This window comes from Orlajensenia flava, from assembly GCF_004801905.1.
Lineage (GTDB): Bacteria > Actinomycetota > Actinomycetes > Actinomycetales > Microbacteriaceae > Orlajensenia > Orlajensenia flava.
Map to the genome: position 1 here is coordinate 1 of NZ_SSSN01000015.1, position 19,894 is coordinate 19,894.

20 protein-coding genes are annotated in these 19,894 nt (G+C 67.1%); 4 read left to right on the top strand and 16 right to left on the bottom strand.

Features of this window, described 5'->3' with window-relative positions; all coding sequences use genetic code 11:
* The 6 genes from E6C70_RS15545 to E6C70_RS15570 all read right to left on the bottom strand — a co-directional run.
* Positions 1-2,656: LamG-like jellyroll fold domain-containing protein (locus tag E6C70_RS15545; RefSeq protein WP_168770986.1), on the bottom strand; the 2,656-nt coding region annotated here is incomplete at its 3' end.
* A gap of 49 nt (positions 2,657-2,705) precedes the next feature.
* Positions 2,706-3,092, bottom strand: a complete 387-nt coding sequence (locus E6C70_RS16780) for a DUF4352 domain-containing protein (protein WP_168770987.1) — start codon at positions 3,090-3,092, stop codon at positions 2,706-2,708.
* A gap of 435 nt (positions 3,093-3,527) precedes the next feature.
* Positions 3,528-4,409, bottom strand: a complete 882-nt coding sequence (locus E6C70_RS15555) for a glycosyltransferase family 2 protein (RefSeq protein ID WP_168770988.1) — start codon at positions 4,407-4,409, stop codon at positions 3,528-3,530.
* 74 nt (positions 4,410-4,483) lie between these two features.
* Complete coding sequence (gene ypfJ / locus E6C70_RS15560) at positions 4,484-5,362, bottom strand: KPN_02809 family neutral zinc metallopeptidase (protein ID WP_136425427.1); 879 nt, start codon at positions 5,360-5,362, stop codon at positions 4,484-4,486.
* Positions 5,363-5,411: 49 nt separating this feature from the next.
* Positions 5,412-6,368, bottom strand: coding sequence for a prolyl aminopeptidase (gene pip, locus E6C70_RS15565; RefSeq protein ID WP_136425428.1), 957 nt, complete (start codon positions 6,366-6,368; stop codon positions 5,412-5,414).
* 39 nt (positions 6,369-6,407) lie between these two features.
* Entirely contained in the window at positions 6,408-7,103 is a 696-nt protein-coding gene (locus E6C70_RS15570) for a hypothetical protein (RefSeq protein WP_136425429.1), read from the bottom strand.
* 69 nt (positions 7,104-7,172) lie between these two features.
* On the opposite strand from E6C70_RS15570, the gene E6C70_RS15575 reads away from it, so the two are divergent.
* Positions 7,173-8,180, top strand: coding sequence for a malate dehydrogenase (locus E6C70_RS15575; RefSeq protein ID WP_136425430.1), 1,008 nt, complete (start codon positions 7,173-7,175; stop codon positions 8,178-8,180).
* 10 nt (positions 8,181-8,190) lie between these two features.
* A complete protein-coding gene (locus tag E6C70_RS15580) occupies positions 8,191-8,364 on the top strand; it encodes an HPP family protein (protein ID WP_136425431.1) in 174 nt (57 codons plus the stop codon).
* Between the two features lie 40 nt (positions 8,365-8,404).
* Here the strand turns inward: E6C70_RS15580 and E6C70_RS15585 are convergent, their stop codons facing one another.
* The 5 genes from E6C70_RS15585 to E6C70_RS15605 form a co-directional block, all read right to left on the bottom strand.
* Entirely contained in the window at positions 8,405-9,067 is a 663-nt protein-coding gene (locus tag E6C70_RS15585; RefSeq protein ID WP_136425562.1) for a GTP pyrophosphokinase, read from the bottom strand.
* 303 nt (positions 9,068-9,370) lie between these two features.
* Positions 9,371-11,491, bottom strand: coding sequence for an acyl-CoA dehydrogenase family protein (locus E6C70_RS15590; RefSeq protein WP_136425432.1), 2,121 nt, complete (start codon positions 11,489-11,491; stop codon positions 9,371-9,373).
* A 224-nt stretch (positions 11,492-11,715) separates the two neighbouring features.
* Positions 11,716-12,111: a DUF7144 family membrane protein gene (locus tag E6C70_RS15595; protein WP_136425433.1), complete on the bottom strand. Its 396-nt coding sequence runs from the start codon at positions 12,109-12,111 to the stop codon at positions 11,716-11,718.
* Between the two features lie 127 nt (positions 12,112-12,238).
* Positions 12,239-13,168, bottom strand: coding sequence for a permease prefix domain 1-containing protein (locus E6C70_RS15600; RefSeq protein ID WP_136425434.1), 930 nt, complete (start codon positions 13,166-13,168; stop codon positions 12,239-12,241).
* Positions 13,161-13,538 carry a PadR family transcriptional regulator gene (locus tag E6C70_RS15605; RefSeq protein ID WP_136425563.1) on the bottom strand — a complete coding sequence of 126 codons (378 nt, stop codon included), beginning with the start codon at positions 13,536-13,538 and terminating at the stop codon, positions 13,161-13,163. The genes E6C70_RS15600 and E6C70_RS15605 overlap by 8 nt, the downstream gene beginning before the upstream one ends.
* A 97-nt stretch (positions 13,539-13,635) precedes the next feature.
* Here E6C70_RS15605 and E6C70_RS15610 point away from each other — a divergent pair, with 97 nt between their 5' ends.
* Positions 13,636-14,505 (top strand): LLM class flavin-dependent oxidoreductase, encoded by an 870-nt coding sequence (locus E6C70_RS15610; protein ID WP_136425435.1) that lies wholly within the window; start codon positions 13,636-13,638, stop codon positions 14,503-14,505.
* Here the strand turns inward: E6C70_RS15610 and E6C70_RS15615 are convergent.
* From E6C70_RS15615 to E6C70_RS15625, 3 genes are read right to left on the bottom strand one after another with little or no spacing between them, the layout of a single operon-like run.
* A complete protein-coding gene (locus E6C70_RS15615; RefSeq protein ID WP_136425436.1) occupies positions 14,502-15,386 on the bottom strand; it encodes a carbohydrate ABC transporter permease in 885 nt (294 codons plus the stop codon). The two genes, E6C70_RS15610 and E6C70_RS15615, sit on opposite strands and share 4 nt — an antisense overlap.
* 7 nt (positions 15,387-15,393) lie before the next feature.
* Positions 15,394-16,356 carry a carbohydrate ABC transporter permease gene (locus E6C70_RS15620; RefSeq protein WP_235833583.1) on the bottom strand — a complete coding sequence of 321 codons (963 nt, stop codon included), beginning with the start codon at positions 16,354-16,356 and terminating at the stop codon, positions 15,394-15,396.
* Positions 16,353-17,654 carry an ABC transporter substrate-binding protein gene (locus E6C70_RS15625; protein ID WP_136425437.1) on the bottom strand — a complete coding sequence of 434 codons (1,302 nt, stop codon included), beginning with the start codon at positions 17,652-17,654 and terminating at the stop codon, positions 16,353-16,355. The genes E6C70_RS15620 and E6C70_RS15625 overlap by 4 nt, the downstream gene beginning before the upstream one ends.
* 89 nt (positions 17,655-17,743) lie before the next feature.
* On the opposite strand from E6C70_RS15625, the gene E6C70_RS15630 reads away from it, so the two are divergent.
* A complete protein-coding gene (locus tag E6C70_RS15630; RefSeq protein ID WP_136425438.1) occupies positions 17,744-18,463 on the top strand; it encodes a TetR/AcrR family transcriptional regulator in 720 nt (239 codons plus the stop codon).
* Position 18,464: 1 nt separating this feature from the next.
* On the opposite strand, the gene E6C70_RS15635 is transcribed toward E6C70_RS15630, so the two are convergent.
* Both E6C70_RS15635 and E6C70_RS15640 read right to left on the bottom strand, forming a co-directional pair.
* Positions 18,465-19,250: an anti-sigma factor gene (locus E6C70_RS15635; protein ID WP_136425439.1), complete on the bottom strand. Its 786-nt coding sequence runs from the start codon at positions 19,248-19,250 to the stop codon at positions 18,465-18,467.
* Positions 19,234-19,890 (bottom strand): sigma-70 family RNA polymerase sigma factor, encoded by a 657-nt coding sequence (locus E6C70_RS15640; protein WP_136425440.1) that lies wholly within the window; start codon positions 19,888-19,890, stop codon positions 19,234-19,236. The genes E6C70_RS15635 and E6C70_RS15640 overlap by 17 nt, the downstream gene beginning before the upstream one ends.
* Positions 19,891-19,894 lie beyond the last annotated feature (4 nt).

Below are 19,894 nucleotides of genomic sequence, written 5' to 3' on the forward strand. Positions count from 1 at the left end.
AAGACACCGACAAACCCGAAGCCGCACTACCAATCACCGCAACCGGAACAGCATGCGGAGCGGTCACGCTGACCTGGGTCGAGGAAGTGGCAACGAGACCGCCGCTGTCCTTCACCGTCAGGGTCGTCGTGTACGAGCCCGTCGACCCGTAGACATGAGATTGGGTCCTGCCGAGAACGGCCGGCGACCCGTCTCCGAAGTTCCAACTGTAGGACGAGATCGTCTGTCCACTCGACGGCGTGGACGCGCTGGCGTCGAATGACGCTGTGAGGCCATTTGCCGTCGATGTGAACGAGGCGGTTGGCACGCCCAGTCCCAGCCCGGCCGCGTAGTGGCTGGAAACCTGACCGGCCGTGAGCGCGTAGTCGTATACGGCGAACTCATCCATCGCGCCTGTGAAATTCTCGTTGGATCCTGCGTATGGCCATCCGTTCAGGTTGTCGCCGCCAAGCCTCCAGTAGCCCGAGTATGGCTGCGCGCTCGTGACAGATGCGTCCGAACCGACGAGGCTTCCGTCCACATAGAGCTTCATTCCGTCGGACCCTTGGGCTGCAACGACCTGATGCCAAGCGCCATCGTTGTATGAGGCAGTGGACCGCACGGTCTTGACGGAGTTCGGGTAGGTGCCGAAGGTGAGCCTGCCGTCGTTGTCGAGATAGACGTGGCGATCGTAATTGCTGGAATCCCCGCTCGAGCTGGAGCCGTAGCCGATGAGCTTGCCGCCACTCGTGCTCGTGGTCTTGAACCACGCCTCGGTAGAGAAGTTGCCTGGAGCGCTAGTTGTCGAGGTCGTGGAGACGAGACCGTTCGACGTTCCGTCAAAAGTGGACGCGGCTCCGCTCTCACCCACGATCGACCCGCCGTTCACGGTACCGACCCCCGTGCCGACCACGCCGTTATTCGATCCAGCCCAGTCGGTGGCGGCCGTTGCACCCGAGCCGCCAAGGCGCCAGAACAAGCTGGGGTTGTCATTGAGCACAACCTGCGCGTAGGCCGAAGCGGAAGCCGTGCTCACCGTGACCGTCACCGGTGCGCTCGTCGCCGAGTTTCCATCACCATCGACGGCAACCACCCGATACGTTTGAGTGGAACCGGCCGGCAACGAGCCGTCGTTCATCACAACCGTCGGCGTATTCCAGTAGGTCGACTTCATGGCAACCGTCTGCACTGGGTCGGCCTTACCCGTTCGCATGAGCTTGTATGTCAGGTTCAGGTCGTCCCTATCCCAGTTAGCCGGTATGGATACCCGCACCGACCCGCTGGCAACCGATCGTGCAGTTGGCACCCACGAGTCAGAAGAGAGGCGCGGGCCCTGCTTCGCGCCGCCGGCAGGCGTGACAGCAAATCGGACCAGTCCCTGCTGGCGTTGATTATTGACTCCGATGAATTCCCCACCGACCGCGAGGTACGCTCCGTTGCCGACCATCGACCAGCCGGCCTGGCCCATCCCCGACGCCGTGCCCGTGATCCAGTCGGGATACCAGTCAATCGCTGCCGGTGCCGGAAATCCGGTCCAGTCGGCGTAGATGGAGCTGAGCCAAGGACTCGTACCGAGTGTCCCCTTCACGGCAGCTGTCACCGCGCTCGCGTTGCGCATGTGCGAAGGCTGGTCTTGGGTCATCCCGCCGATGGTTTCGCACGCGTGCTCGTGGCTGGTTGTGTACACGTTGGTTCCATCGGAATAGACGGCGTAATGATCCCCGTGGCAATCGGCTATCCACCTGATGGCGCCGCTTCCCGGTTCAGCCGAGAAGGTACCCTCCAGATTTCCGATGCTCGCGTTGGAGAACACCCACCCGGTTCCGTACACAGCGTTCTGGTCGGTAGTCAGCCCCCAGATCCCGGCGCGACCGGCGCCGTCACCCGTTCCCCAACCGTTCTTGACAGTATTAGGCGCATCCCAGGGCAAAAGTGCGCCGGAGGTCAGGTCAAGAGCACCCAAGCCACGTTGCGTGACATCGTTCACCGTGGAAAATCGACCACCGACGATCAGCTTGTCTTTTGCCGGCGTCAGAGTGAAAGCATCGACTTGAAGATCTGTGGTGGGTGCCCAGCCGAGCAGAGCACCCGAAGTGTTGAACGCAGCGAGGTTCTTGCGAGGGACACCGTTGGCCGCGCCGATCAATCCACCCACGTACACAGCAGTATCCGTGGCCGCGATTGCGTTGACGTAGGAGCCACCCGCCGACGCAGTGAATCCCGGAATCAAAGCCCCGGTCGTCGTATCCAATGCCGCGAAATTGAATCTCGTCTGCCCGTTGACCGAGTTGAACGTGCCGCCGACGTAAAGTCGCGTTCCGTCCGGCGATGCCTTCATCGACTTCACCGTCCCGCTGATGGTCGGAGCCCACGACGAAATCAGCTGTCCCGTGCGGATGTCGTACGCGAGGATGTTGGCCCTAGGCGTGAGATTCGTGCCGGGGGCCGCACCGGCGGGCCGTGTGTTCGTGAAAGAACCGCCCGCGAAAACTGTATTGCCGACGATGTCCTGAGCCCAGACGATGCCGGAGTCGAGCTGCACCGTCGGCAAGCCGTCCGCGGTGACGGTCGAGCTGTTGCGTTGTTCGATAGGTGCGGGTCCGGGCTCCGCGGCATTCGCGGGAGCGGAGAAGGCGAGCGCGGATGTACCGAGCGCGAGGACGAATACGGTGGTCATCGCCAGACGACGAGTTGCCATGGAAAGACGGGTTCTCATTATGACCTCGCTAGATGGTGCCGCTGAAAAGTGCCGTGGGCTGGCCAGCGGCATACGTTACGGAGAGTTTGAAGGGCCCAGCATCCGACCTGGGGACGAGGAACACGAGCACAGCGGCTGCGGATTTGCCTGGTGCAACAGAGCCTGTGAATGGCTTGAACGGCGAAGACGTGGTGGGCTGACCTAAGACGCCAGCCTGATCAGTCAGCGTGACAATCGGTGAGCCGACATCGATCGATCCTTGAGATTTGTTGGTCAATTCAACCGTGAGTGCGACGGCCGGCCCGCTCGTCTCGCCAGGCGTCTCTGCCTTCACTTCGAGCCTTTTTGAGTCGGCGATCGTCGCCTGAACCCCGTTACCCAAATCAGCGACCTGACCCCACGTGGCCTCGACCACAGGTCCTGCATCGGCTGACTGTATGACGTCGGCAGTCGTACCACCGCCGGCGACCGGAACCGAAGTGGAGCGGCCTGCGGATGGCGAGGGCGTGACGACGGGGCGGGTATCCCTGGTCGCCTCGGGTCGCTCGAACGATGAGCAGCCGCTCAATACGAGGCTCGTGAAAACGAGAGCCGTTACCGTGAGGCTGATCGGCCTGAACCGGCGGGACGGTCGTTGACCGCCTGCTGGGTTTGACTCGAAGGGCACTGCGGTCTCCGATACGACCGCCCAATAGAGTACATAAAAGTAGGGTCAAACCTGCCGTCAGTCGGAGCGCTGTCGGGCGATCATCGGGTTGATCCAGTGCAGACTAAAGCAGGATCAAGTCTGCGACGTTCTCGTTCGACCGCACAATGCCCCAGTTGAGGGGGAGCGTGAGCATCCGACGCGTCACCGACCTCGCGCAGATCGAACATAGGAGAACCCGTCCTTGATTCCGCGGAGATAGGCGCGCACCAGTCTCCAAGGTCGCAGAAATTGGCGTCTTCCACCACCGCGCACGATCTCATAAGACACGCGAGCGGTTTGCCACTTCCAGGACGTCAGACGCCGGTCGTCCAAATGCTTGGCGGCGTAGACGAGCCGATTGCGGATGTTGAAGTAGTAGTAGAGGCTGGATCTCCCGTGAACGTCGGGGCGCGATGGATGGGTTCCTCCCTCGTCGTGCACAGCCGACGCTCTTTCGAGCACCGAGAGCTTTCCGCCGATGTCGAGCACCCTATGAGAGAGGTCCACATCTTCCCAATAGAGGAAGTAGTCGGAGTCGAATCCGCCGACTCTCTCCCAGAGGTGAGCCGAAATCGCAAAGCATGCCCCGCTCAGCCACGGACGCCGTGATCCAGACGGAGGTCTGGATCGGCGCTTACTTGCCATGCGTCCGGAGTCGAGGAACAGATCGATTCCATCGAACCAGACTGCACCATCACTCCTCCGAATGACAGGCGAGACCATGAGTTCGTGGTCGGCTACCACCTCGTCTACGAGTGCGTCGATGTCCGAGGACCTGAGGTGCGCATCGGGGTTGACTACGACAATACTCTGCGCCCCCTCGCGAACAGCTCTCGCGGCTCCGGCGTTGACTCCCGCTCCGAACCCGACATTGGTGGGCATTAGCTCAACGAACCATCCGAACAGATTCGCAAGGTCGACCACCCGGCCTTGCTCATCGGTCGAACTGAAGTTGTCCACGATGATTACGAGGCGATCGGAGGTGCCCTTGGTATGAGAGTGATTGCGCAGCAGCAGCCCGCTGGATCCGTAGTTGACGATCACCACAGCATGTTTCGGCCGCGAAGTTCCTTCGACACTCATCGCCAGCGATCCATCTCATGCGCCTCGTCGGTCGTTTACAGCGCCGACCCGCTCGCGCTGAAGGTGTCGCACGCGGTCGGGCCTCCGTTGAAGCCGGCCTCGAACCACTTCTGGCGGGAGGCGGACGAACCGTGGGTCCAGGACTCCGGGTTGACGCCCTGGCCGGCGGACTGCTGGATGCGGTCGTCGCCGACGGCTGCGGCGGCGCTCAGCGCATCCGTGATCTGCTCCTTCGTCACCGGCTGGAGAAGGGGAACGCCCGAGGCGTCCTTCGCGGTCGAGGCGTTGGCCACCCAGGCTCCCGCGAAGCAGTCGGCCTGCAGCTCGGTGCGCACGCTGGCGGACGTCGGGCCGGTGTCGCCATCCTGCGACTTCGAGAGGGTGCCGGCCAGGTTCTGGATGTGGTGACCCCACTCGTGCGCCACGACGTACATCTGGGCGAGCGGGCCGCCGGACGAGCCGAAGCGGTCGCGCAGTTCGTCGTAGAAGGCGGTGTCGAGGTAGATGCGCTCGTCGGGCGGGCAGTAGAACGGGCCGACCGCGCTGGTCGCGTTGCCGCATCCGGTCTGCGTGGAGTCGGTGAACAACGAGAACGCCGGCGAGTGGTAGCTCACGCCGAGCGCCGCGCTTCCGTCGCCGGCCCAGTAGGCGTCGAGGGATTCGGCAGCGCCCTCCATGCGGCATTCGACATTGGTGTTGGCATCCTTGCCGGTCTCGCAGCCCTGGATCTGCTCGTCGCTGGACGAACTGCTTCCGCCCCCACCGACGAGTCCAGAGAGGTCGACGCCGAGGAACTGGCCGATCAGCACGACGGCGATCACGCCGAGGCCGCCGACGCCGGCACCGATGCCCACGTTGCGGCCGCGCTTGGAGACCTTTCCGCCCTCGAGCTTGGCGTTGTCGTTGAAACTCATGCGCTCAAGCTACCTTGTGCGGACACGGTCCAACGCCACGCGGCATCCGTCACTGCGCGAAACGGTCCGTGGCCTCGATGAGCGCGTCGAGGATGCCCGGCTCGTCGAAGGCGTGGCCGGCATCCGGAATCATCCGGAACTCGGCCTGCGGCCAGGCCCGGTGCAGTGCCCAGGCCGTCATCGGCGGCGTGCAGACGTCGTAGCGGCCCTGGACGATGACCCCCGGGATGTCGGCGAGTCGATCGGCGTCCCGGATGAGCTGGCCCTCCTCCCACCACCCGCCGTTGCGGAAGTAGTGGTTCTCGATGCGCGCGAACGCCACGGCGTAACGCGGCTCGGTGAAGTGCGCGATGGTGTCGGGCTGCTGGAGCAGGGTGATGGTCGAGGACTCCCACCGCGACCACGCGATGGCTGCGGGCTCGTGGATGGCCGGATCGGGGTCGGCAAGCAGGCGGCCGTACGCCTCGATGAGATTGCCGCGCTCGTCGACGGGCACGGGGGCGACGAATTCCTCCCACAGGTCGGGGAAGAGGGCGGATGCGCCGCCTTCGTAGAACCAGTCGAGCTCGTCGCGGCGGAGGGTGAAGATGCCGCGGACGATGAGCTCGGTGACGCGCTCCGGGTGCTTCTCGGCGTAGGCCAGGGCGAGCGCGCTCCCCCAGGAGCCGCCGAGCACCTGCCATCGCTCGATGCCGAGGTGCTCGCGGAGTCGCTCGATGTCGGCGACGAGATGCCACGTGGTGTTGACGGAGAGGTCGGCGTCCGGCTCACTGACGTGCGGTGTCGAACGCCCGCAGCCGCGCTGATCGAACACGACGATGCGGTAGCGCTCGGGGTCGAACAGGCGGCGATGTTTGGGCCCCGTCGCACCCCCTGGTCCGCCGTGCAGGAAGACGACGGGTTTGCCATCCGGATTGCCGGACACCTCCCAGTAGACCTCCTGGCCGTCGCCGACGTCGAGCATGCCGGTGTCGTACGGCTGGATCTCGGGGTAGAACTCGCGCATGCGGCCACCCTAGCGACCGCCGACGATACGGCCGGGCCCTCAGATGAGGTTGATCGTGACCTCGTCGATCCAGAGCACACTGGCGATGAGGACGGCGAGACCGCCGGTCGCGGCCAGGAGTCCCGGATGCGCGAGGCCGACGATGATGCCGTGGCTGCGTGGTGACGTCTCCAGGAAGTCGTCGGGCAGCCGGGTGGAGACCGGGCTGCTGCGCCAGCCCCGCAGCCTCGACAGGTACCAGGCATAACGGAGGATGAGCATCAGCCAGAGGAACAGCACGACGATGGGGACCGATCCCACGATGTATCCCACGCCGACGTCGAGGGTGTCGCCGGTGTTGTCCTTACCGGCGATCTGCAGCTGCGTGGCGATGGTGGCACTCAGCACGACGGATGCCGTCCACGCCACGAAGGCGAACGCGTAGCCGGCGAACCGTGAGAGGAAGTGGCCGAGCACCGACTCGCTGCGGTTCAAGCGCTCGTGCGGGGTCTGGCTCAGTACGATCACCGTCGCGCTGAAGGTGGGGAAGACGGCGAGCACGACGAAGGCCACCCAGAGCGCGGCGTGCAGGTCGAAGTGGTCGGCCGCCACCAGCATCAGCACCCAGAAGGCCGCCCAGATCCATCCCGCAGTCAGGGCGTGCTGCACCAGCCAGTCGGGGTGCCGCGTCTCGTAGCGCTCGGCCAACCGGCGCACGGGAGTGCGCGTCATCCGTCTCTCGATCGGTTCGCTCATTCGCCCTCCTCCCTCGATCTTGGCCCGACCGCCGCCCGCGTGTCGATGGCCCGGCGTAGGCTCGCCCCCATGGCGAACACCGTTGCGACCGTCACGATCACCGGGGCCGGCGGCCAGATCGGCTACAATCTCCTGTTCCGCATCGCCGCTGGCGAGATGCTCGGACCCGACACGGCCGTGCGGCTGAAACTCCTCGAGATTCCGCAGGGTATGCGCGGAGCCGAGGGTGCAGCACTGGAACTGCAGGACTCCGCCTTCCCGCTGCTCCAGGCCGTCGACGTGACGGACGACCCGCGGCGAGCCTTCGACGGCGTCAACGTCGCACTCCTGGTCGGCTCTCGGCCGCGCGGGCCGGGCATGGAACGGGGCGACCTCCTCGCCGCCAATGGCGGCATCTTCGGGCCGCAGGGCGAGGCGATCAACGCGGGCGCGGCATCCGACGTCCGGGTGGTCGTAGTCGGCAACCCGGCCAACACCAACGCGCTCATCGCGAGCGCCCACGCGCCGGATGTCCCTGCCTCACGCTTCACCGCACTCACCCGGCTCGACCACAATCGGGCGCTCGGCCAGCTCGCCGCCGCGCTCACCGTTCCCGTGACGCAGCTGCGCGACGTGACCATCTGGGGCAATCACTCAGCCACCCAGTTCCCCGACGTCGCCCACGCGACTGCGGCCGGACGCGACGTCGCCGAGCGGCTGAGCGAGGAGATGGGGGCGGATGCGGCCCAGCGCTGGCTCGCGGAGGAGTTCATCCCCCGGGTCGCGCGGCGCGGGGCGGAGATCATCGAGGTGCGCGGGTCGTCATCCGTCGCCTCGGCAGCGACAGCCGCCATCGACCACGTGCGCGACTGGGTGCACGGTACGACAGATGGCTGGACCTCGGCCGCCATCGTCTCCGACGGCTCCTACGGTGTGCCCGATGGCCTGGTGTCGTCGTTCCCGGTGACGTCGGAGGGTGGCGAATGGGCGATCGTTTCCGGGCTCTCCATCGACGCCTTCGCGCAGGAGCGCATCGACCGTTCCGTGGCCGAGCTCGTCGAGGAGCGGGAGGCGGTCAGCGCCTTGGGGCTCATCTAGGCTCGTTTGCATGGCCCAGCAACCCTCGCCTCCGACGCGCCGCTCCCAACTGATCCTCGGCATCGTCATGGGACTGGTCATCGGCCTCGTCATCAGCCTGTTCACGGGCTTCTGGCTGTGGCTCGCCGCCGGCGCCGCCGTGGGCCTCGCGACCGGCGCCATCATCAAGCCGCCAGCGCGCTGAGGCCGATCGACTCGCCCATGCGGGTACGAGTAGCGAGCTGTTAAATGGCGCGGACGGATGCCGTGGGCACGCCGTAGGAACGCACCTCGCGGTGCAGTCGCTCCATCGTGGCGTCGAGTTCGGCTGCCGTCTCGGCGGCTCCCGTGAGGCCGTCGATGAGGTGTTGGGGCACCTGGGTGTCGAACTTGTAGTAGGTCTTGTGCTCCAGGCTCGCCCAGAAGTCCATCGCTATCGTGCGGAACTGCACCTCGACCCGCACCGGCTCCGCCCCACCGGACAGGAACACCGGCACGTCGAGGATCACGTGCAGGCTGCGGTATCCGTTGCTCTTGGGTGCTGCGATGTAGTCCTTGACCTCGACCACCGTCACGTCCTGCTGCGTCGTGAGCAGGTCGACGATGCGGTAGACATCGCTGACGAAGCTGCACGTCACGCGCACGCCGGCGATGTCGCTCAGCGTTCCGCGGATCGCCTCGAAGGACGGCTCGACGCCCTTGCGCGCCATCTTCTCGAGCACGCCGTCCATGGTCTTGAGCCGGCAGGCGATGTTCTCGATGGGGTTGTAGCCGTCGGTCGAGCTGAACTCCTCGCGGAGGATGGACAGCTTGGTGACGATCTCGTCCATGCCGAACTTGTAGCGCATGAGGAACCGCGCGAACTCGTCGCGGAGGGAAGCGACCTCGGCGATGGTGTCGGTGTCCATCAACCGGAACAGCTCGGCCGCCTTGGGCGTGAGCAGAGGGCGGACGGCGGAGGGATAAGGGTCGTCGTCGAGAGCGGTCACGTGCTCGACGCTATCGAGCGAGCCTTGGCGGATCGTGTGAAGGGTGTGTGGATCGTGGGCGTACACGGGCGTACACGGGCCTCGATACGCCTGCTCCTCCGTCGCGGGCTACTCGACCGGCGTTGTGCACGAGCCTTGTATACGCCTGATTCTCCGTCGCGGGCTAATCGACCATCGGGTCTCGATACGCCTGCTCCTCCGTCGCGGGCTACTCGACCAGCGTCAGCGGGACTTCTTGATGAGCGTCTTCTCGTCGATCGGTGCGGTACCCGATGCGCGTTGCTCGGCGAAGTAGGCGCGGGCCTCGTCCTGCCGCATCTGCTCCGCGCCGCTGGCGATCGACGCACGGATGTGCTCGGGCTTGTAGCCGAACGCGTCGACGAGGTCGAGGGCGTGCGGACGCAGCCGCGCGATCAGGCGGTCGATGTAGGCCGTGACGGCCTGAGCACGCTTGGGCGAGAGACGGCCGTTGATGAGGTACCAGGCCAGGTGCTTCTCGATGAGGCCGAGACCGAACAGGTCCCGGAGCCACGTGAGCACCTGGTGCGTTCCGGCATCCGTCGTCTTGTCGAGAGCCTTGGTGAACGACTCCCACTGCAACAGCTCGCCGTGGGCGCGGGCCGCCTCGATGAGCTCGTTCTGCTGCGAGTTGAACAGGGCCGCTGCGTCCTTCTTCGACAGCTTGCGGCTGTCGCGGAGGCGCGCACCGACCTCGGCGATCATCGTCTCGACCCGGTCGGTCAGCAGTTCACGCTGCGTGTTCGGGTTGCGCAACTCCGAGACCGAGCGGCGGGTCGAGCCGAAATCGGAGATGGTCTGCCCGAGCCCCCGGAGTCCGGTGCCGTGGTAGGCGCGGTCTGCCGCCTGCGCGACGACGTAGCGGGCGAGCGCGCCGGCATCCGCCTTCGCGAACTGCTTGGAGTAGTCGGTGAGCAGTCGCTTGGATACCAGCTGCAGCAGCACGTTGTTGTCGCCCTCGAACGTCGCGTAGACGTCAAGGTCCTGGTGCAGGCCGACGAAGCGGTTCTCGGCGAGGAAACCGGCACCGCCGCACGCCTCGCGGGCCTCTTGGATGGTGTCGAGAGCGTTCCACGTCGACAGCGGCTTGAGGGCGGCCGCGAGGGTCTCGAGGTCCTGCCGGTCGTCATCGGTGTCGGCCTTCCCGCTGAACACGGCGTCGAACTTCACGAGGAAGTCGTCGTGAGCGAAGGTCTGGGCGTAGACGGTGGCGATGCGCGGGATGAGGCGGCGCTGGTGGCGCTGGTAGTCGAGCAGCACCTCCTCGTCGGTGTCGCTCGCGGCGGTGAACTGGCGGCGCTGGGTGGCGTACGTGACGGCGATCTTGAGGGCGACCGCGGCGGCCTGGGTGGCGGCTCCGTCGAGCGAGACGCGGCCCTGCACGAGGGTGCCGAGCATGGTGAAGAATCGGCGACCCGGGCTCGCGATGGGGCTCGTGTATGTGCCGTCCTCGGCCACGTCGCCGTAGCGGTTGAGGAGGTTGGCGCGGGGCACGCGCACGTCGGTGAAGTGCAGTCGCCCGTTGTCGATGCCGTTGAGACCGCCCTTCAGACCGTCGTCCTCCCCGCCGATGCCCTTGAGGAATCCGCCCTTGGCATTGCGGATGGGCACGTAGAACGCGTGCACGCCGTGGTTGATCCCCTGCGTGACGAGCTGGGCGAAGACGACGGCCGCGGTGCCGTGCTTGGCGGCGTTACCGAGGTAGTCCTTCCACGCCCCGCGGAACGGGGTGCTGATGACGAACTGCTGCTTCTTCTCGTCGTAGGTCGCGGTCGTTGCGATGGACGCGACATCCGACCCGTGCCCGGTCTCGGTCATCGCGAACGCGCCCGGAACCTTGAGGCTCATCGTGTCGGGCAGGAACGTCTCGTGGTGGTAGTCGGTGCCGAGGTGCAGGATGGCGGCGGCGAACAGGCCCCACTGCACGCCCGACTTGATCTGCAGGCTGGGGTCGGCCGTGACCATCTCCTCGAACGCGGCGATGTTGCCGCCGTGGTCCTCGAGGCCGCCGAGCCTCTTAGGGAAGGCACGGAGCACCTGCCCGTTGTCGACGAGCAGCTTGAGCTGGCCGAAGACGCGCTCGCGCTGCTCATCCATCGACTGGCCCTCGATGCGCTGCATCTCGGGGCGCGCGGTCAGCTCGCGGGAGGCCAGGCGCACGTCGGCCCAGGTTCCCAACAGTTGGCGACCGAGCTTCTCGAGGTCGACCCGGGGCGCCCCCGGCTGGCCGGGAACGGTGATGGGGCCGGTGTCGGCCTTCGCGACCGATTCGGCGGCCTTCGTGACGGATGCGGGTGCCTTCGGGCGTGCGGCGGTGTCGACCATGGATTATCCCCTCGGTGGATCAGATCTTCTTCAACCGTACGAGCGCTCGCGTCGGCATCGAAGTGATGCGTGCAGCGCCTACAAAAGGGCGCCGGATGCGGCCGAGTCGCGTTGTGGCATCCGACAATCCGCGCCCGCGCCCGTGAGAGAGGTGGCACAACGCGGGTCGGGCATCCGTCATCTGTCCGTACCTCGGCGTCGGCCGTCGCCGGGCCGCAGTGACGTCAGTGCCGGAAGAACGTCGCAGCGCGGCCGGTCCAGAGCAGGAGGATCACCACGAGGGCGACGGCTCCGGTGACGATCGCGCTCAGTGCCTGCGGGGGCGAGGCGATCAGCAGGAACACGGCTCCTGCGAGCGTGATGACTTCGACCACGGTGACGACGAGCCTTGCACCACGACTGCCGCGCAGGAGTCCGCGTGCGACGAGGATGATGATGACGCCGATGAGGATGTAGAGGATGGCCGTCGTGACGAGTCCACCTCGACCGCCGAAGGAATCCGCCGCGCCGGCAACGTTCTGGCCGACCAGCAGCAGGATGCCGGCGAGGATGTCGAGCGCCCCCTGGATCCAGACGAGCACGGCGATGAAGGTGACGCCTCCCGGACGGGTTCCTGCCACGGTCTGCTCCCTCGTCGGTGGTGCGGCACCGCAGCCCGATCGAGCCGCGGTGCCGCGAGCCTAGCGGCTCACGCGCTGCGCTGGTAGGTGCTGCGCGCGGGCCCGACCCGCGCTTCGTTCCCGGCGGTCATCGCTGCTCCGCCGACGCGCCGAACAGCATCCGGGCGAGCACGAGCATCATCACGACGAAGCCGCCGAGCACGGGAATCCACGACCAGATCCATCCGACCGTCAACCCGACGACGACGACGCCCGCGATCGCGACGATCCAGATGACCGCGGTGTAGATGCCGAAGCGGGCGGCGGCGGCCGGATCCCTCTCGAAGCGATCGCCGATGTCGGCGTGCTCGCGCTGGGCGGCACGCAACCAGGCCTTGTGCCGGTTCGTCTGGGTGGCGGCGAGGAAGGCGAACAGCACGACGCCGCCGGCCAGGCCGATCGCAACGATCGCAAGGCTCCACACCGGCAGGGCTCCGACCGCCACGAGCGCTGTGCATCCCGCCCCGAGAAGGGTGAGCAGGGAGGCCCAGAAGTAGCCGCCGGCTCGCTCGCGGGGCATCGGGTGATTCGTCGTGGTCTCCTGCACGAGGGAGTCGCCGACGATCCAGGCGAGGGCGGTCGCAGCGATTCCGATCAGGGCGATGCACGGTCCGACCGGGATGGGCAGCAGACCGGTCAGCGCCAGGACGGCGAGGGTGATGGCCACCGACGCGATGATCGAGGCGAGCACCGCTCGCACGACATAGGCCGGCCGGGGCCGCACCCGAGCGCGTTGATACGCGGCGCTGTGCGAGGCCGCGCTCGGACCTGCAGCCGACTCCGGCGGCGAGTCGCCGACGAGTTCGCGGATGTCTCCGAGCTCGTCGATCGCCGATTGCGCGGCGTCCGTCGGGCTCGCGCCCGCCGCCTCGAGGTCGGCCACTCGGGCGACCAGATTCGCGCGCACCTCTTCTTTCAGGTCCTGCGTCTCGGGCGTCATGTCGACGCCGGTGAAGGCCTCGTCGAGAAGCCGATGGATGTCTCCGCCGCGAGGGCGGGGCGTGCTGGTGTCAGCCATTGCGGGGCTCCTTGACGTCGAGCAGCGAGTCGATGATGCGCCGCGTGGCAACCCACGCGGTCACGTTTCCGCTGAACACCGCGCGGCCGGCGTCGGTGATGCGGTAGTACTTGCGGCGACCGCCCTGCGTCTCGTCTCCCCAGTAGGACTCGACGAGCCCGTCGCGCTCCAGGCGGCGATAGGTGGCGTACAGGGTCGCCTCCTTGATCTCGTGACCGCCGCCGGTCGCATCGCGGATCGCTTTGTAGATCTCGAAGCCGTAGCGCTCCCCCGCACGCAGCACACCGAGCACGATGGTGTCGGTGTGGCCGCGCAGCAGGTCGGCCGCGAAGGCGTCGTCCTGCTTGGGTGGCCCGGTGGGTATGTTCATCACGACAATTACTATATCACATCAAGTACTTGCTGTGATGGCCTTCTGGTTATCGCCGCCGCGACCGATGTCGGCCGGTCGCGCTAGCGTTCGTGCCATGAAGCACGGGTTCATCTACACGGGCTCCGATCCCGCCGTGGCCGTCGATCTGGCGGCGCTCGCCGAGGAGAACGGATGGGACGGATTCTTCGTCTGGGAGGGCATCTGGGCGACGGACCCGTGGTCGACCCTCGCGGCCGCAGCGGTGCGGACGGACCGCATCCGGCTCGGGACGATGCTGACGCCGGTACCGCGCCGACGGCCACGGGAGCTCGCCGGGCAGACCATGACCGTCGACCGTCTCTCGGGCGGCCGGGTGATCCTCTCCGCTGGCCTCGGCGTGCCCGACTCGGAGCCGCGGTTCTGGATCTTCGAGGATGATCCCGGCAGGCGCGTGCGCGCCGAGCTGCTCGATGAGAGCCTCGACCTGCTGCAGCTGCTGTGGCGCGGCGAGCCGTTCGAATACTCCGGCGAGCACTATCACGCAGATCGCAGCGACCAGATGCTGCCACCGGCGATCATCCAGGAGCCCCGCATCCCGATCTGGGTGGTCGGCGCCTGGCCCCGCCCGCTGTCGATGCGCCGGGTGGCGCGGTTTGACGGGTGGATTCCCAATTACGCGCCGATCGGCTCCGGGGTATCCGGTCCCGAGGAGCAGCAGCGCACGTACACGCCCGAGATCGCGGCACAGGCCATCGCGTGGCTCATGGCGGAGCGTCAGCGCCTCGGCGTCGCCGATCGTCGGTTCGACATCGTGCAGGAGGGAACGACCACGGGTGACGGCTCGGCTGCCGATGCCGCCGTGGTCAGGACATGGGCGGATGCCGGCGCGACCTGGTGGCTCGAGTCGAACTGGCAGGTGGCGGACGACGAGGTCGAGCAGTACGCGCGTCGCCGCGTCAGCGCCGGTCCGCCCCGTGCGGACTAGCGGATGCCGCTGCGCGCGAACCCCTGAACGAAGTAGCGCTGGAAGACGAGGAAGAGAATCACCATCGGCGTCACGTTGAGGAGCGCGAACGCCATGGTCGCGCCGTAGTCGGAGCCGAACTGGCCCTGCAGGTAGAGCAGCCCGATCGGAAGGGTGAACAGCGAGTTGTCCTTCAGGGCGATCAGCGGCCACGCGAAGTCGTTCCAGCTCTGCAGGAGGCTCATGAAGAACAGCACGGCGATGAGCGGCTTCGACAGCGGCAGCACGATGCGCGTGAAGACGCGTAGATGGCCCGCCCCGTCCATCCGGGCCGCCTCGATGAGGTCGCGCGGGATGGCGAGCATGAACTGGCGCGCCAGGAACACCCCGAACGCGGATGCCGCCGTCGGGAGGATGACGGCCCAGTAGCTCCCGTAGATGCCGAGCGTGGTGACGAGCTGGAACAGGGCCACCATGATGACCTGCACCGGGATCATCAGGGTGGACAGCGCCACCAGGAACAGCACGTTCGAGCCCCGGAAGCGCAGGTGAGCGAAGGCGTACCCGGCGAGGAGGCTGACGGTCACCGTGATGAGGGCGACCACGACGGAGATGGCGATCGAGTTGCCGAACCAGGTGATCACGGGGAAGGACGAGAGCACGCGCTGGAAGTTCTCCATCGTCCAGCTGCGCGGCCACAGCCGCAGGTCGCCCCCGAGCAGCTCGGCACGAGAAGAGAACGCGACCACGACCATCCAGTACAGCGGGAACAGGAGGATTCCGCAGATCACGCCGGCGGCGACGATTCGCGCGGCGAGGGCGCCCCGTCCGCGCCGTCGGCGCGAACTGCGGGGAGCGGGTGTCGGGAGAGCACGGGGGGCGGTTGCCAGCGTCTGCGTCATCGCCGCCTCACTCGACCTGGTCGCGGGTTCGGCTGATGCGCCACTGGATCGCCGTGAACGCCAGGGTCAGCAGGAGGAGTACGACGCCGATCGCCGCGGCGTAGCCCTGGTCACGCGTGACGAAGCCCGTGTCGTAGGCGTAGGTCACGAGAACGGATGTCGCGTTCTGCGGGCCTCCCCCCGTCATCACGAAGATGATGTCGAACACCTGGAACGAGTAGATGACGTTCATGATGAGCAGGAAGAACGACGACGGGCCGACCATCGGGACGGTGATGTAGCGGAAACGCTGCCATCCGTTCGCCCCGTCCAGACGCGCCGCCTCGTGGAGTCCCGGGTTCACGCCCTGCAGGCCGGCGAGGTAGATGAGCATGTTGAAGCCGACCCGCCACCACAGGGTGACGATGACGACGGATGCGAACGCCGCACCCTGGCCCGACTGCCACGGGATGGACGGGAGGCCGGCGAACTTGAGCATCTTGTCGAGGATGCCGCTGTTCTGGTCGAAGATGAGCACTCCGATGAGCGCCGTCGCAACCCCCGAGATGGCCATCGGCACGATGACGATCGAGCGGAACACGCCTCGTGCCGGCAGCACCGAGTTGAGCAGCGCCGCGATGCCGAGGCCCATCGCCATCGACACCGGGGTGACGATCAGCGTGAACAGCGCGGTGTTGAGGGTCGAGCGCCAGAACAGCCCGTCCGAGAACAACCGCACGTAGTTGTCCCAGCCGATGAACCGGCCGGAGCCGAACCCATTGGTCGCCTGAAGGCTGATGCTGACGGCGCCGACGAGTGGGACGAGCACGAAGAGCCCGAGCAGCAGCATGTTCGGCGAGAGGAACGCCAGACCCGCGAGGGTCTCGCCGAGGTTGCGACGCCGTCGCGAGCGCCGCGGCCCGGACTCGCGAGGGCGCGCCGGTTCGCCACCCGCCGGCGCGGCCGATCGTTCCTCGACGCGCAGGGTCACGATGCGGTCGCCGCCGCGATCCCGTCGGAGAGCCCCTTGATGGTCGCATCCGTGCTCTGGCCACCGATGAACGCCTGCTCCAGCTGGTCCTTCAGCACGGTGATGATCTTCGACATCGAGGGGGATGCCACCTGGCCGGAGTCGGCAGCCTGCACGGTGGAGGCCTGGCCGATGAAGACGGGCGAGAGCTCAGGACGCTGCGCGAAGGTGATGCCGGACTCGACGAGGTCGGCGCGGGTCGGCAGCAGCGATGCCGCCTCGCAGAAGTCGCGCATCGACTTCTCCTGGGTCATGAAGTCGAGGAATGCCGTCGCGAGCTCGGGCTGCTTCGTTCCCGCGGTGGCCACGAGCGCGTTGCCGCCGAAGTCGCTTCCGCCGCGTACGTTGCGCGGCGCGAAGGTCGCCCCCCACTCGAAGTCGAGGGTGGATGCCGCATCCGGGAGCAGGAAGGCGCCACCCCACGTCATCGCCGCCGTCTGCGAGTACCAGATGTCGCTGGCGTAGGTGGTCGACTTGACGGAGTCGTTCTGCGGCACCCACTTCTTGTCGAAGAAGCTCTTGGTGAAGTCGACCGCCGCGCGCCCGGCCTTCGAGTCGATGGCTGGCGACGTGAGGTCCTTCGCGAGGAACCGGCCATCCGCCTGGAACAGCCAGCTGAGCCAGCGTGTCACGCCGTTGCCCTGCCAGTTGTAGGCGAACGGGAACTTGTCGTCGGGGAGCGATGCCCGCAGCTTCTCGGAGACGCCCTCGAACTCCTTCCACGTCCACGCCTTCTCGAGCGTGGTGGGGATGGCGGTGACACCGGCCGACGCCAGCAGCGCCTTGTTGTAGAGGATGACCGAGGTGTCGGTGTGGTGGGGGACACCGAACGGCTTGTCGGCGTTCTGCACGGCACGCCAGGCCTGCGGGGTGAATCGATCGCTGAATCCGCTCGGGAGGGTCGCGGTGAGGTCGAGCAGCTGGCTCCGGCCCGCGTAACTTCCGAAGGTGTAATAGGGAACGCGGAAGATGTCTGGAGCGTTGCCGGCCTGCAGCTGCGCATCGATGTTGGTGAACATCTGCTCGTACGGCACGGCGTTCAGTGTGACCGTCGACCCGGGGTTCGCCTTCTCGAACCGTGCGATCGCGGTCTTGAAGCCGGCCAATTCGCTGTCGGTGCCCCACGTCGTGAAGGTGAGCGTGCCTTTCCGGGGTGTCGGCTTCGTGCCCGCCGTGCTGAACCCCGCACATCCGGCCAACAGGAGCGGGATGCTCACCGCGCCGGCCGCGACGAAGAAGTTCCTTCTGCTGATGTCCATGGATGACCTTCCGACGTTGGCGGCGTTAACGCTGGAAAGTTAGCACCATTAACAGGGCGACGAAAGGGGCTGGTGTTACGGTTCACACCATGGAAGAGGGCGGCCAGTCGACAGCGGTCGACACGCGCGCCCGCATCCTGGATGCGGCCATCGCCCTGCTCGACCATGGCGGCCGCGATGCCGTGACGACGCGCGCCGTCGGTGTGGCGGCCGGCGTCCAGGCTCCCACGATCTACCGACTGTTCGGCGACAAGAACGCCCTTCTCGATGCAGCCGTGATGGCCGGGTTCATGCGGTTCCGTGACCAGCAGGATCGCACTCCGGGCGACGATCCGGTCGACGACCTCCGCCGCGGGTGGAACTTCCACGTGCGCTTCGGGCTCACGCATCCGCATCTCTACGCCCTCATGTACGGCGATCCGCGGGTCGGACGCCTCTCGCCAGCCGCGTCGGCGGCGGCGGACGTCGCTGCCGGGCACCTCCGACGCATCGCCGAGGGCGGCCGTCTCCGAGTGACCGAGAAGCAGGCGCTGGACCTCGTCCACGCGACCGGGTCCGGCATCACCCTCACCCTGATCGCGCAACCGGCGGAGCGACGCGACCTCGGTCTCTCGGACCTGGCGCGAGAGGCGATCATCGCGGCGGTGACAACGGACGGGCCCGCCGTCGCCGGCGCCGGTCCGGCCGCGGCCGCCGTGCACCTCCGCGCCGCCCTCGATCACTCGAGCGCTCTGAGCCCGAACGAGCGCGGGCTTCTCGGCGACTGGCTGGAGCGCATCGCCTCGACGACGGACGCAGCGGCCGAATGACCTACGCCGCCCGCAGCCTGCCGCGCACGATCGAGTCTCCCGAGTGCGCCGGATTGCCGTCGTCGGGCTCATCCGAGACGTCGACGAGGGTGTAGCGCTGGAGATCGACGCCGCTCGGAATCGCGAACTGGCCCGAGTCGCCGGAGAGCAGGCCGAGGCTGACGAGGCCCGACGTGTCGGGATCCATCAGCCACACCTCGCGGAGCCCTCCGCTCGGCGCCTGCAGGTCGACGACCACGCTGCGAGAGCCCGACGGCGTCTCCTCGACGCGTGCCGATCCGGACGCATTCCAGGTCGGGAACGGATCGAGCTTCGCCTCGGCGACCAACCGGGGCGCCGGAGTCGACGAGACCAGCGCCGTGCCGATCACGCCCCCGACGAGGCCGATCACGAGCGCGGCGGCGGCGACCGCCCAGATCACCGCACGGCTGGGGCGCCGTGGACGGCGCCGGTGAGGGGCTGCGTGTGCGTGCCCGCCCCGGGCGGAGGCGTCGACGGGCGCGAGCTCGACCGCGAGCGGCGCGACATCCGCCGGTCCATCGGAGACGGGCACCTCGGCGACGGTCGCGGACAGCCCCAGCTCGGCGTGGATGCGCTGCCAGACCTCGGGACGGGGCTGGACGATCTCGACATCGCGCGAACTGCGACCGACATCGACCAGACGCGTGAGCGAGTCCAGTTCGGCAGCACAGCGATCGCACGTCGCCAGGTGCTGCTCCTGTTCACTGCTCGCCCGTTCCTCACCCAGGGCCAGCAGGGCCAGGGTCTCGTCATCGAGATGAGTCATCGTCCACCTCCAATCGGGTCCTCAGCCGGCCGAGACTTCGCCGGATATGACTCTTGACCGTACCGAGCGGAAGCCCGGTGCTGTCGGCGATCTCGGAGTGGGTCATGTCTCCGTAGAACGCCAGCGCCATGACCCGTCTCGGCACCGGCTCGAGTCGACCCAGTTCGGCCGCGATCATGAGTCGTTCGGCGACGTCGACCTCATCGGATGGGGGTTCCGTCGAATTCGCGTCCGTCAGGGACTGCTCCAGCCGACGGATGCGCGAGCGCGCCTCGAGCGCATCCGCGATCCGGCGCCGCGTGATGCCGATCAGCCAGGCGACCAGCGGGGCGCGTTCCGGGTCGAAGTTCGCGCGCCCCTGCCACGCCGAGATGAAGACCGATTGCGTCACGTCCTCGGCGTCGGCGCGCACCCCGAGAGCGCGCAGAGCCAGGCTGTGGACGATCCCCGACCAGCGCGCGTAGGCGTCGGCGATCGCCGTCTCGTCGCCCGCGCGGAATGCCCGCGCGACGTCTGCGTCATCTCGATCTGTCACGTCGGTGTGCGGTCTCTCCGCTTCGGGCCGGGCGATGGCGACATCGGTGCTGCGCGGAAGCGCACCGGGCGCGGCCCGGGAGGGTGCCGGACTCTCGGCCAGCATATCC